We start from the raw sequence: 12693 nt of genomic DNA, 5'->3' as shown, positions 1-12693 counted from the left end.
GGTCCTCCTGCCGGCTGACCAGCGACGCCGCCATGGCGAAGATCGCCGCGTAGAACGCGTAGCCCAGCACGAACCCGGCGACCACCGAGATCACCGTGCCGACGAGGTCCCCCGGCACCGCGACCAGGTCGAAGGCGAGCGCCCCCGCGACGCTGATGACGCCGATGATCACGATCTGGGCGAGCCCGAGGACGCCCAGGCCGATGATCTTCCCGGCGAGCAGCTGCCAGGGGCGCATGGTCGCGAGCAGCAGCTCGACGACCCGGCTGGACTTCTCCTCCACCACGCCCTGCGCGATGAACTGGCCGAACATGATCAGCAGGCCGTAGAGCAGGACGACGCCGATGATCGCGACGAGGACCTGCTCCTGCTCGGCCGCGTCGTCCTCGCCGCTCAGCGCGGTGACCTCGACCTCGGGCACGGCCGTGAGCTCGACGCCGGCCTCGGCCAGCTGCTCGGTGACCGCGACACCGGCGACGGCGGCGTTCACCACCGCCTCCATCGTCGAGTCGCGGTCCAGGACGAGCAGCTCGGGGGCCGATCCGGTCGCCAGCAGCGCGCCGTCGACGTCCTCGGCCTCCACGGCGGCACGGGCGGCGTCCTCGTCGTCGAGCTCGACGACCGTGACGTCGATGCCGACCGCTTCCCCCTGCGCCTGGACGGCGGGGCCGAGCGCGGAGCTGTCCCCGACGATGCCCAGCCGGCCCTCGTCGCCGCCGGACGCCGTGGCGATCTGGAAGGCCATCAGCCCGACCAGCAGCAGGATGGTGACGCCCAGCCCGACGAGGAAGTTCTTGTCCCGCAGCCGCGTGGAGATCTCCCGGCCGGCGACGAGCCGGACGAGCTCGCTGCTGCCCGGGGCGCGCCCGGTGCTGTTCGGCGCGCTCACGCCGCCACCTCCTCGTCGGTGCTGGGGGCCGCGACCGCGCCGCGGAAGAGCTCGACCAGGCTGGGCTCGCGCCAGGCGAAGTGCGCCACCCGGCCGGTACGCAGCGCGGCGGCCAGCACGGCCTGGTCGTCGGCGCCGTCGGCGAGCTCCAGGAGCGTGTCCCCCGCCTGCTCGGAGACGACGCGGGCACCCGGCAGCGCGGCGGCCCAGCCGGGGGCGGCGTCGGGGACGACCACCCGCAGCAGCCGGCCGGCCTCGCGGCGGCGCAGCTCCTCGACGGTCCCGGTCGCGACCATGCGGCCCCGGGCGAGGATGCCGACGGAGTCGCACAACCGCTCCACCAGGTCCAGCTGGTGGCTGGAGAAGACCACCGGGACGCCGGTGCGGACCTGGCCCAGCAGCGCCTCGGCGAGCGAGTCGACGCCGACCGGGTCCAGGCCGGAGAACGGCTCGTCGAGGATGAGCACCTCGGGCCGGCTGACCAGCGCGGCGGCCAGCTGGACGCGCTGCTGGTTGCCCAGCGACAGCTTCTCGACGGCGTCGCCGCGGCGGGCACCGAGCCCCAGCCGCTCCACCCACTCGGCCGACGCCCGCGCGGCGGCGGCGGCGTCCAGGCCGTGCAGCCGGGCGAAGTAGGTGATCTGCTCGCCGACCTTCATCTTCGGGTAGAGCCCGCGCTCCTCCGGCATGTAGCCGACCCGGCGCCGGGTCTGCTGGTCCAGCGGGCGGCCTTGCCAGCGCACCTCGCCGGCGTCGGGGATCACGAGTCCCATGGCGATGCGCATCGTCGTGGTCTTGCCCGCGCCGTTGGAGCCGCAGAACCCGAACATCGAGCCCGGCCGCACGGCGAAGCCGACGTCGTCGAGCACCTGGTTCGCGCCGTAGCTCTTGCGGAGCCCGTCGAACTCGAGCACCTGTCCTCCTGCCGTCGTCGTCCGTCGCGGAAACCGTAGCGGTGCTCAGGACCTCTGACGTACCGGTTCCGCGCGGTGGGCGCGCCGCCCGCGCGGACGCTGCCGGACGCAGGTGAACGGAGGGTGGACGCCCGCCTCGCGGGGGCCGCCCGGGTGCGGTGTCATCGAGGCATGAGCGAGCGCAACGGCGTGGCGCAGCCGCCCACCGGCGTCGGCCTGGAGCAGCTGCGCGGTGCCGCGGCGGGGTGCCGGGCGTGCGAGCTGTGGCAGGACACGACGCAGACCGTCTTCGGCGAGGGACCCGGGACGGCCCGCGTCGTGTTCGTCGGCGAGCAGCCCGGCGACCAGGAGGACCGGAAGGGCGAGCCGTTCGTCGGCCCGGCGGGGCGGCTGCTGGACAAGGCGCTCGACGACGCCGGGATCGATCGGGCGACGGCGTACGTGACGAATGCGGTGAAGCACTTCGGCCACACGCTGAAGGGCAAGCGCCGCATCCACCAGACGCCGGGGGCCGAGCACCTGCGGGCCTGCCGGCCGTGGCTGGAGGCGGAGTTCGCCGTCCTGCAGCCCGAGGTGGTCGTGGCGCTCGGCGCGACGGCGGCGAAGTCGCTGATCTCCCCGTCGTTCCGGATCACCCGGGACCACGGGCAGCTGATGCCGTGGACCCCGCCCGGCGTGCGCGCCGCCGAGGCCGCGCTGCCGGAGGCCGACCAGGACGAGGACGCCCCGCACCAGACCTGGATCCTCGCGACCACCCACCCCTCGGCGATCCTGCGCACGCCGGACGAGGCACGCGACGCCGCCTACGCCGCCCTGGTCGCCGACCTGACTGTCGTGCGCGACGCCTTGGCTTAGAAGCCTTCTTGGATCTCAGATGGAGATCACGCCTTCCGTCGCAACCTCAACATCTCAATCTGGCGCTCCGAAATGATCCGGTAGTTTTTCACCCCTCGCCTGTAGTCTTCAGCATCACGTTCAATATCTACATCAGGCCCGGGAATTCCCCCAGGAACCATCTCGAACAGTTTCAACTCAAGATGGGGATCGAGACCTTGATGACACGTGTGACACAAGGTGATGAGGTTACCCGCCTCGGTTAAGCCACCCTTTCCGTGCGGCAAGATGTGATGCACGTGTAGTTCGATGTCCACGTAGTCCGATGCCCGACGACCGCAAGAGCGGCAACGAAAGTCATCGCGTCTCAGTACCTCCATCCGCAACTTGCGCGTAGGCGCATGCTGTAAGGCCTTGGAGGGAAGAGTGTGAGCTTGACGGACACCCCACCATGTCGGGACGCATTCCACAGGGTCAAAGAACTGAGGAAACCGCCGCTTGGCTATCGACTCTTCGATCAGTCCGTTACCACCGAGTCGCAGAAAGTAGAAGAGCGTCTCATTATCGTTCACAACGACGCACGTTTGCCCTAGATCGATCCAAATGCGTCGCATCACTTCAGCACGCACGGGCACGGGGGCCCGCAATTCCCAGTAGGGCTTGGACCCGGCACCCACTAGACCGGTCTCCATTGACCACTCGATGCGGCCATCATCGGAAGCCGTGAACGTGAGGGCGAAGTAGGTCGAATCGGGGTCGACAAACTGTAGGGCATCGCGGAGCCGAACCATCTCCTCGTCACTCATGCCCATGTCCTCATCGCCTCCTGTGCCAAGGCCGAGAGTTGAGTCGACTTTCTGACGAGGACTGCAGGACTGCAGGCCTGAAAACGGTGACTACCTCAAGATTGCAGCAGGCCAGGTCGTCAGCGGGTACCTGTGTAGCTGTCCGTGGCCCAGGTTCCCCAGCGCATGAAGAAGCATAGGAACGGGTCGAGGATGTGGAGCTCGTCGTTCTTGTACACCAGCGCCGGGTCCGCGGTACCACGCTCCTCTTCCGCGATGTCGGCCATGCTGGAGAGCGACGAGGCCACGTCACGCCCGCGCGGGTTCTCCACCAGGATGCCGTCCAGGGACTTCATGATCTGGGGCTGCGTGAGGACGGTCTGCGGGCCCGTGTGCGCGATGGCCATCAGGAGGGCTGGGTAGATGTCCGTCGCCGATCCATCCTTCAGCTGCCGTTCCATGCGCTCCTGGCCGCGCACCTTGGGGCCCCGGCGCACCTTCTCGAAGATGGGCGGAGCGGTCCGCATGGCGATGCGCTTGAAGAAGTCGTCCCACCCGCTGGGCGGTTCGGTGAGCGCCACGGGCTCGTCCTGCGTCTGCTGGATGTGCTGCCCCACTGTCAAGTCGTAGCAGAGCTGCTGCATAAGGAAGGGGGCGCCGAAGCTGTTCTCCGCCAGCTTGGCGGCGACCACCTCGCCGTCATCGATGATGCCGAGCGCCTCGAAGCCCATCCGCGCGATGAACCGGAGCTCATCCTCGTCCCAGTGCCGGATCTGCTGGTGCCAGACGCGCCCACCCATGTCGGGCTCCTCGCGGACGATCTGGAACGCCTCATGAGGCACGGCGATCATGATCACGTGAGTGGTCGGGAGCAGGCTCTTGATCGCCCGCGCGATGTCGCGCTTGACCGCGTCGTCCACGTAGTGAAAGTCATCGATCACGATCGGGACGGCGAGCGTAGCCAGACCACCACGTGCGACATCGGCGATCGACCGCTGGCGGGCGAACCGCCGCCCGTGCGTTGTTGCACCGCCGACGGTGCCGCTGCCCGTGGCCTTACCGAAGCCTGCGAAGCCGACTTCCATACCGATCTGGGCGGAGCCCTGGTTCTGGACTCCGTCGGTCATCTCCACCTCGTCGTACAGACCGAGCCAGTCGACGATGGACTCCCAGAAGACGTCCACAGACGTGAGGTCCTGGCCGTAGATCCAGATCGCCTCCGCCTTGGGGAGGACGCGCCCGATGAGCACCGTCTTCCCTGACTTGCTGGGGCCAGAGATCGAGAGAGCCTTCCCAGACTGGTCCAGGTACTCCCGGACCTCCTGCTCCAGCTTGAACTCGTCCCGCGGGTTGTACGTCACCTCGGGCTCTCCGCCGGCGACGAACACGTTCCGGGTCAGATACCGCTCGGCCATGGGGGTGACTCTAGGTGCTGACGGCGGCAGGCAGGAGCTACTGGCGACCTCCGAGGACGCACGCCTACTAGGACTTGCTCGGTCAAGCACCTCGGCCACACGCTCGAGGGCAAGCGGCGCATCCACCAGACGCCGCGGCCGGAGCAGCTGCGGGCCTGCCGGCCGTGGCTGGAGGCGGAGTTCGCCGTCCTGCAGCCGGAGGTGGTCGTGGCCCTGGGCGCGACGGCGGCAAAGGCGCTGATCTCGCCGTCGTTCCGGATCACCCGGGACCACGGCCGGCTGATGCCGTGGCCCCGCCCGGCGCGCCGGACCCCGCGGAGGACGACGACGAGGACGCCCCGCACCAGACCTGGATCCTGGCCACCACGCACCCGTCGGCGATCCTGCGCACGCCGGACGAGGCCCGCGACGCCGCCTACGCCGCCCTGGTCGCCGACCTCCGGTTGGTCGCGCACGCCCTCGCCTGAGGGCGGGGTCAGCGGGCCGGGTCGGTCTCCACCGTCGACCGCGAGGCGCGGAAGAACCAGAACGAGGGCACCAGCAGCGCGACGACGACCATCGACAGCACGACCACGACGCCGCCGGACACCATCGCCACGGTCACCCCGGCCGCGCTGGCCAGGGCACCGGCCCGCAGGTCGCCCAGCCGCGGGCCACCGGCGACGACGACGAGGAAGACGCCCTGCATCCGCCCGCGCATGTCGTCGGGGGCGGCCAGCTGCAGCATCGACGAGCGCAGCACGGCGCTCACCATGTCGCCCGCGCCGGCGACCGCGAGGAAGAGCACCGCCAGCCACAGCGAGTCCGCGTAGCCGAACCCGATGATCGCCACGCCCCACACCACGATGGCGACGAGGACGGCGGCGCCCTGCCGGTCGATCCGCGACACCCAGCCCGACGTCAGCCCCATGGCCAGCGCGCCGATCGAGATCCCGGCGAACAACCAGCCCAGGGCGTTCGGCGAGCCCTCGAACCGGGTGGCCTCCAGCTCCGGGAAGACGGCCTGCGGCCAGGCGAAGAGCATCGCGATGATGTCGACGACGAACGTCATGAGCAGCACCGGCTGGGTGCGCAGGAAGGCGAAGCCCTCGCCCACGCCGCGCACCGCGGCGCCCAGCCGCACCACCCCTGCCCGGCCCCCGGGCGGGAGGGGCGGCAGCCCCCGGAGGAGCAGCGCCGCGACGAGGAAGCCGACCGCGTCGATCACGTAGGTGAGGAACAGCTCCCCGCTGGCGATCAGGACGCCGGCCAGCAGCGGCCCGGCGATCACGCCGACCTGGCGCACCGTCATCGCCAGCGCGTTGGCCGCCGGCACGAGCGGGATCCCGACGACCGCGGGGATCGCGGCGCTGCGGGCCGGCTGGTTCACCGCGGCGAACCCGGACACGAACGCGGTGAGCACCCACAGCAGCGCCAGGTTCCCGCCGCCGGGCAGCAGCGCCTGGACGGCGAGCAGCGCGCTGGTGACCGCTGCACCGGTCGAGGTGATCAGCATCAGCCGCCGCCGGTCCATGACGTCGGCGATCGCGCCGCCGAGCAGCCCGAACACGATCAGCGGGACGAGCGCCACCAGCGACGTCACGCCGACGAAGAAGCTGTCGCGGGTGAGCGCGTAGACCTGGAACGGGACGGCGACCAGCGTCATCTGCTGGCCGATCATCGTCAGCGCCACGCCGCCGAACAGCCGGCGGTAGGCCGGGATCTGCAGCGGGGTGGTGTCCACCGCCCAGCCGCGGCGCCGGTGCACCGGCTCGGGGACCGGCTCCTCGATCGCGCGGCCGCCCTCGACCGGGTCGACCGGATCCAGCGGGTCCTGCGGGGAGCTCACGGTGTCATCGGTTCGCTCCCGCGGACCGCTCCGCTCCTCGCTCGTTCCTCGCTGCGATGCTCACGCTCCTGCTCGCTCACGGCGCGAGCCGCTGGACGATCCAGCCCCCGCCCTCGGCCTCGGCCTCGTCGAGCACGAACCGCAGCCGGTCGTGCAGCCGGTCACCACCGCCCTGCCAGAACTCCACCCGCTCCGGGACGACCCGGTACCCGCCCCAGGTCGCCGGCCGGGGCAGCGGCCCATCCGGCGTCTGCTCGTCGAGCAGCCGCACCCGCCCGGCGAGCTCCTCGCGGGAGTCGACGACGGTGGACTGGACCGAGGCGGCGGCCGCCAGCTGGGCGCCGCGCGGCCGCGGGTCCCACAGCCCGTCGGACGCCGTCTCGCCGATCCGCTCCACCCGGCCGGCCACCCGCACCTGGCGCTGCAGGGCGTGCCACGGGAAGACCAGCGCCGCCCGCGGGTTCACCGCCAGCTGCGCGCCCTTGGCCGAGGCGTAGCTGGTGCCGAACACGAACCCCGAGGCGTCGTACCCCTTCATCAGCACGATGCGGGCGTCGGGTGCGCCGTCGGCGTCGGCGGTGGCGACGACGACGGCGTTGGGCTCCGGGAGCTCCGCGGCGACGGAGTCGGCGAACCAGCGGTCGAACTGCTCGTGCCACGTGGACGCGAGGTCCTGCTCGGAGAAGCGGCCGGCGTCGTAGTCACGGCGCATGCGGGCGAGGTCGGGCACGCCGCCATGCTGACACCGGCCGGCGCCGGCGGCTCGGGAGGGCCCCCGCCGGGACGTCGCGCAGCCCCCCGTGTGCCGCGCGGCGGACGACGGCCTAGGGTCGGCAGGCAATCGTGCGCCCCTACGGGCGTGTGCAGGTCCGTGCGCAGAGGAGCATGCGAGATGGCCGACGACTTCGTACCCGGCCTGGAAGGCGTCATCGCCTTCGAGACGGAGATCGCCGAACCCGACAAGGACGGCGGTTCGCTGCGCTATCGCGGCGTCGACATCGAGGACCTCGTCGGCAAGGTGACCTTCGGCAACGTGTGGGCCCTGCTCGTCGACGGCAAGTTCGGCCCCGGCCTCCCCCCGGCCGAGCCGTTCCCCATCCCGGTGCACAGCGGTGACGTCCGCGTCGACGTGCAGGCCGCGCTGGCCATGCTCGCGCCGTTCTGGGGCTACCGCCCGCTGCTGGACATCTCCGCCGAGGAGGCCCGCGACCAGCTGGCCCGCGCCGCGGTCATGGCGCTGTCCTACGTGGCCCAGTCCGCCCGCGGCATCGGCACCCCCGCCGTCCCGCAGAAGCGGATCGACGAGGCCTCCACCATCGTCGAGCGCTTCATGGTCCGCTGGCGCGGCGAGCCCGACCCGCGCCACGTCGCCGCGGTCGACGCCTACTGGACCTCGGCCGCCGAGCACGGCATGAACGCCTCCACGTTCACCGCCCGCGTCATCGCCTCCACCGGCGCCGACGTCGCCGCCGCCATGTCCGGGGCCATCGGCGCCATGTCCGGCCCGCTGCACGGCGGCGCCCCCTCCCGGGTGCTGCACATGCTCGACGAGGTCGAGAAGACCGGCGACGCCGAGAAGTACGTGAAGGACCTGCTGGACCGCAAGGAACGGCTGATGGGCTTCGGCCACCGGGTCTACCGGGCCGAGGACCCCCGCGCCCGCGTGCTGCGCCGCTCCGCCCAGGAGCTCGGCGCCCCGCGCTTCGACGCCGCCCTCGCCCTGGAGCAGGCCGCCCTCAAGGAGCTGCGCGAGCGGCGTCCGGACCGGCCGGTCGAGACCAACGTGGAGTTCTGGGCGGCGATCGTCCTCGACTTCGCCGAGGTGCCCAGCCACATGTTCACCTCGATGTTCACCTGCGCCCGCACCGCCGGCTGGTGCGCGCACATCCTCGAGCAGAAGGAGACCGGCCGCCTCGTGCGACCGTCGGCCCGCTACGTCGGCCCCGACTCCCGCAAGCCCGAGGCCGTCGAGGGCTGGGACACCATCAACCACCAGGCCGCCTCGATCTGAAGAAGGACCCCGCTGCCCCCCACCGCTCGCAGGCTCGCGGTGGGGCCCTGCAGCGGGGTCGTTCCACGCACACCCACTGGAAGGCATCCCCCCGGATGAGCATCACCATCCCCGCCGAGCTCCTGCCCGCCGACGGCCGGTTCGGGTGCGGTCCGTCCAAGGTCCGCCCCGAGGCGCTGCGGGCACTGGCCGGCGACGGCGCGGAGCTCATGGGCACCTCGCATCGCCAGGCCCCGGTCAAGAACCTGGTGCGCCGGGTCCGGGAGGGCCTGACGCAGCTGTTCGACCTGCCCGACGGCTACGAGGTCGTGCTGGGCAACGGTGGGACGACGGCCTTCTGGGACGCCGCCCTGTTCGGTCTGATCCGCGACCGCGCGGCCTTCGGCACCTACGGGGAGTTCTCGGCCAAGTTCGCCTCCGGCGCCAAGGAGGCCCCCTTCCTGGGCGAGCCGGTGGTCGTCACGGCCGAGCCGGGCTCACTCGCCCTGCCGACGGCGACCCCCGGCGTCGACACCTACGCCTGGGCGCACAACGAGACCTCGACCGGTGTCATGGCGCCGATCGCCCGACCGTCGGGCACCGAGGACGCGCTGGTGCTCGTCGACGCGACGAGCGGCGCCGGTGGCCTGCCGGTCGACGTCTCGCAGACCGACGTCTACTACTTCGCGCCGCAGAAGTCCTTCGCCGCCGACGGCGGGCTGTGGGTGGCCCTGATGTCGGCCGACGCGCTGCAGCGGATCGCCGAGATCAAGGCCTCGGGGCGCTGGGTGCCCGGCTTCCTGGACCTCTCGATCGCGGTGGACAACTCGGCGAAGGACCAGACCTACAACACCCCCGCCGTCGCCACGCTCTTCCTGCTCGCCGACCAGATCGACTGGATGCTCGGCCTCGGCGGGCTGTCCGGCGCCGTCGCCCGCAGCCGCGACTCCTCGGGCCGGCTCTACGGCTGGGCGGAGAATTCGGGGTACGCGACGCCGTTCGTCGCGAACCCCGACCACCGCAGCCTGGTCGTCGGCACCATCGACTTCGCCGAGTCGGTGGACGCCGCCGCCCTCGCCACCACGCTGCGCGCCAACGGCATCGTCGACGTCGAGCCCTACCGCAAGCTGGGCCGCAACCAGTTGCGGGTGGGCATGTTCCCGGCCGTCGACCCGGACGACGTGAGCGCGCTGACCGCCTGCATCGACCACGTGGTCGAGCGTCTCTGAAGAAGGACCTCGTCCTCCCCACCCTTCGCGAGCTCAGGCGGGCCCGGGACGAGGCCGAGCGCGCAGCTCGTGTGGTCAGGTTCAGTCGATCGGTAGGAGGTGAGCGTGTCCCCCGACGCGTCCGCCTCCGTCACCGACCTGTTCGCCGCCGGCGGGGAGGCCGGCCGGCTGATGGCGGCCCACGACTGGGCCCGCAGCCCCGTCGGGCCGGTCGCCTCCTGGCCGGCCGGGCTCTGCCACGCCGTCCGGACCGTCCTGGTGTCCAAGTTCCCCATGGTCCTCACCTGGGGCCCCCACTTCACCCAGTTCTACAACGACGCGTACGCACCCTTCATCGGCGCGAAGCACCCGGCGATCGGCGAGGACATCCGCGTCACCCTCGCCGAGGGCTGGGACGCGCTCGGCCCGCCCATCGCCCACGCGATGGAGACGCTCGAGGCCTCGTGGCTGCCCGGCCTGCTCCTCCGGCTGGAGCGCTCCGGGTACGTCGAGGAGACCTACTTCACCGTCTCGCACGCACCGGCGTTCGACGACGAGGGCCGGGTCGCGGGCATGCACGGCGTCTGCACCGAGGTGACCGGCCAGGTCCTCGGCGAGCGGCGGCAACGGCTCCTGCACGAGCTGGCGACGGTCGGCAGCCAGCTCGACGACGAACGGCAGACGGTGGCGGCGATGTGCCGCGCGCTCGGGGGCGACGCGCTGGACGTCCCCTTCGCCGCCGTCTACCTGTCGGCGCCCGGTGAGCCGGGGTTCCGCCGCACCGCGACGGTGGGCTGCGACCCCGGCCTCCTGCCGGAGACGGCCGGCAGCGAGGACGAACTGGCCGGCGTCGTCGGCGGGCTCGACGTCACCGGCGGCCCGTTCGGCGACAGGGTGACCGACACGGTGGTCCTCCCGCTGACCGCCGCGCGCAACGGCGAGCCGCTGGGCCTGCTGCTCGCGGGCAGGAGCCCCAACCGCGCGCTGGACGACGAGTACCGGTCCTTCTACGAGCTCGTGGCCGGGCAGTTCGCAGGTGTCGTGGTGAACATCCGGGCGTTCGCGGACGAGCGGCGGCGGGCCGAGTCCCTGGCCGAGCTCGACCGGGCGAAGACGACCTTCTTCTCCGACGTCAGCCACGAGCTACGCACCCCGCTGACCCTGCTCCTGGGCCCGATCGGCGACGTCCTGGAGAGCAGCACCGAACCGCTGCCCGCCGACGTGCGGGACCAGCTGGAGCTGGCCATGCGCAACGGCCAGCGGCTGCAGCGGCTGGTCAACGACCTGCTGGACTTCGCCAGCATCGAGGCGGGCCGGGTGACCCCGGTCCGGGTGCGGACGGACCTCACCTCGTTCACCGCCGAGCTCGCCGGCATCTTCCGTTCCGCCGCCGAACGCGCCGGTCTGCGGCTGACGGTCGACTGCCCCCCGCTGGAGCGGCCCGCCCACGTCGATCCCCGCATGTGGGAGAAGATCGTCGTCAACCTGCTGGCCAACGCGGTGAAGTACACCTTCGTCGGCGGCATCGACGTGACCCTGCGGGCCGAGGGCGACTCGTTCTCCCTGGCCGTCTCCGACACCGGCGTCGGCATCGTGGCCGAGGAGCTGCCGAACCTCTTCCAGCGCTTCCACCGCGTCGGCGGCGCCGCGGCCCGCACCCGCGAGGGCTCGGGCATCGGCCTGGCGATGGTGCACGAGCTCACCGCGCTGCACGGCGGTTCCGTCTCCGTCGTGAGCGAGCCGGGCCGGGGCAGCACCTTCACGGTCACCCTGCCCTTCGGCGCGCCCGACGCCGAGGCGTCCGGCCCGACGGCGGTCCCCTCGGAGGCCGCCCGCGGCGAGGCGGCCAGCTGGGAGGAGGACACCGCCCGGCCCGAGGGCGAGGTGGCCGGCGGTGCCGGCGGCGCCGCCGTGCTGGTGGTCGACGACAACGCCGACATGCGGGCGTACCTGACCCGCCTGCTGGCGCCGCACTACTCGGTGCGCACCACCGCCAACGGGGAGGAGGCGCTGGCCGCCGTCGCCACCCGGCCACCGGACCTGGTGCTGACCGACGTGATGATGCCGCGCGTCGACGGCTTCGAGCTGCTGCGGGCACTGCGCACGGACCCGGCCACCCGTCCGATCCCGGTCATCATGCTGACCGCCCGGGCCGGCCAGGAGGCCTCGGTCGAGGGGCTGGAGGCCGGCGCGGACGACTACCTGGCCAAGCCGTTCCGGGCCGCCGAGCTGCTGGCCCGCGTCCGCGTCGTGCTGGACCGCGCCGCCGGCCGGGCCCTCGCGCCTCCGGAGCCGCGGCCGGAGCCCGCACCCGCGCCGGTCCCGCCGCCGCCGGCCGTGTCGCTGCCCACGGTGCCCCTGCCGGCCCTGACCGTCGCCCGGCCGGAGCCCGTGGCCGAGCCCGTGGCGGCGCCCGCGCCGCCGGCCGGGGACCCGCACGCCGCGGAGTGGCGGCTGCCCGCCGAGCTCGAGTCCACCACCCTGGTCCGCCGCCGGCTGCGCGCGCTGCTCGAGCGGGCCGGCGTCGACCCGGACCAGTCCTACGACCTGCTGCTGGCGGCCTGCGAGGCGGCCAGCAACGCCATCGAGCACGCCCAAGACCCGACGGAGCCGGTGATCGACGTCGCGGCGCGGGTGAGCGAGGAGCAGGTCGAGATCACGGTGCGCGACCACGGTCAGTGGCGCGAGCGCGTGCCCAGCATGGACCGCGGCCGCGGCTCGACCCTGATGAGCGCGTTCGCCGACGTGACGGCGACGCCCAGCCCCGAAGGCACCGTGGTCCGCATCCGCTCACCCCGGTTGCGCAGGCGCCCCGCCGGCTGAGCCGCCG

The 12693-nt window shown here is 72.3% G+C and carries 11 protein-coding genes and 1 pseudogene; 6 read left to right on the top strand and 6 right to left on the bottom strand.

Annotated elements, in window-relative coordinates; genetic code table 11:
* Positions 1-889 (bottom strand): ABC transporter permease (locus GCU60_RS22320; protein ID WP_163207694.1); only part of this gene is annotated, 889 nt, incomplete at its 3' end.
* Entirely contained in the window at positions 886-1803 is a 918-nt protein-coding gene (locus GCU60_RS22315) for an ATP-binding cassette domain-containing protein (protein ID WP_163203421.1), read from the bottom strand. The genes GCU60_RS22320 and GCU60_RS22315, both read right to left, overlap by 4 nt.
* Before the next feature lie 171 nt (positions 1804-1974).
* Between GCU60_RS22315 and GCU60_RS22310 the strand changes: the two genes are divergently transcribed.
* Positions 1975-2658, top strand: a complete 684-nt coding sequence (locus GCU60_RS22310; RefSeq protein WP_163203419.1) for a UdgX family uracil-DNA binding protein — start codon at positions 1975-1977, stop codon at positions 2656-2658.
* Between the two features lie 26 nt (positions 2659-2684).
* On the opposite strand, the gene GCU60_RS22305 is transcribed toward GCU60_RS22310, so the two are convergent.
* Together GCU60_RS22305 and GCU60_RS22300 are read right to left on the bottom strand one after the other, a co-directional pair.
* Positions 2685-3443 carry an HNH endonuclease gene (locus GCU60_RS22305; RefSeq protein WP_163203417.1) on the bottom strand — a complete coding sequence of 253 codons (759 nt, stop codon included), beginning with the start codon at positions 3441-3443 and terminating at the stop codon, positions 2685-2687.
* 119 nt (positions 3444-3562) lie between these two features.
* Complete coding sequence (locus GCU60_RS22300) at positions 3563-4837, bottom strand: ATP-binding protein (RefSeq protein WP_163203415.1); 1275 nt, start codon at positions 4835-4837, stop codon at positions 3563-3565.
* Positions 4838-4957: 120 nt separating this feature from the next.
* Here GCU60_RS22300 and GCU60_RS22295 point away from each other — a divergent pair.
* Together GCU60_RS22295 and GCU60_RS22290 are read left to right on the top strand one after the other, a co-directional pair.
* A pseudogene (locus GCU60_RS22295) lies at positions 4958-5092 on the top strand (uracil-DNA glycosylase family protein); the annotation flags it as partial.
* Between the two features lie 32 nt (positions 5093-5124).
* Positions 5125-5304, top strand: a complete 180-nt coding sequence (locus GCU60_RS22290; RefSeq protein WP_239520542.1) for a hypothetical protein — start codon at positions 5125-5127, stop codon at positions 5302-5304.
* 8 nt (positions 5305-5312) lie between these two features.
* Here GCU60_RS22290 and GCU60_RS22285 read toward each other — a convergent pair whose 3' ends face one another.
* Both GCU60_RS22285 and pdxH read right to left on the bottom strand, forming a co-directional pair.
* Positions 5313-6665: an MFS transporter gene (locus GCU60_RS22285; RefSeq protein WP_163203413.1), complete on the bottom strand. Its 1353-nt coding sequence runs from the start codon at positions 6663-6665 to the stop codon at positions 5313-5315.
* Positions 6666-6741: 76 nt separating this feature from the next.
* The gene (gene pdxH, locus GCU60_RS22280) at positions 6742-7395 is read right to left on the bottom strand and encodes a pyridoxamine 5'-phosphate oxidase (protein ID WP_163203411.1); all 654 of its coding nucleotides are present in this window, start codon (positions 7393-7395) and stop codon (positions 6742-6744) included.
* Positions 7396-7557: 162 nt separating this feature from the next.
* Here pdxH and GCU60_RS22275 point away from each other — a divergent pair, with 162 nt between their 5' ends.
* The 3 genes from GCU60_RS22275 to GCU60_RS22265 all read left to right on the top strand — a co-directional run bounded on the left by GCU60_RS22275 (position 7558) and on the right by GCU60_RS22265 (position 12686).
* Entirely contained in the window at positions 7558-8676 is a 1119-nt protein-coding gene (locus tag GCU60_RS22275) for a citrate synthase 2 (protein WP_163203409.1), read from the top strand.
* 95 nt (positions 8677-8771) lie between these two features.
* Positions 8772-9884, top strand: a complete 1113-nt coding sequence (gene serC / locus GCU60_RS22270; RefSeq protein ID WP_163203407.1) for a phosphoserine transaminase — start codon at positions 8772-8774, stop codon at positions 9882-9884.
* Between the two features lie 105 nt (positions 9885-9989).
* Complete coding sequence (locus GCU60_RS22265; RefSeq protein ID WP_345770434.1) at positions 9990-12686, top strand: ATP-binding protein; 2697 nt, start codon at positions 9990-9992, stop codon at positions 12684-12686.
* Positions 12687-12693: the final 7 nt, after the last annotated feature.

Source organism: Blastococcus saxobsidens, from assembly GCF_010682065.1.
GTDB classification, from domain to species: domain Bacteria; phylum Actinomycetota; class Actinomycetes; order Mycobacteriales; family Geodermatophilaceae; genus Blastococcus; species Blastococcus saxobsidens_B.
Note: the sequence above shows the minus strand (reverse complement) of the source record. Positions and strands in the feature narration are given on the sequence as shown.

Coding starts and splice junctions, on each gene's coding strand:
- GCU60_RS22310 (WP_163203419.1), top strand. CDS start 1,975: ATGAGCGAGCGCAACGGCGTGGCGCAGCCGCCCACCGGCGTCGGCCTG.
- GCU60_RS22305 (WP_163203417.1), bottom strand. CDS start 3,443: ATGAGTGACGAGGAGATGGTTCGGCTCCGCGATGCCCTACAGTTTGTC.
- GCU60_RS22300 (WP_163203415.1), bottom strand. CDS start 4,837: ATGGCCGAGCGGTATCTGACCCGGAACGTGTTCGTCGCCGGCGGAGAG.
- GCU60_RS22275 (WP_163203409.1), top strand. CDS start 7,558: ATGGCCGACGACTTCGTACCCGGCCTGGAAGGCGTCATCGCCTTCGAG.
- serC (WP_163203407.1), top strand. CDS start 8,772: ATGAGCATCACCATCCCCGCCGAGCTCCTGCCCGCCGACGGCCGGTTC.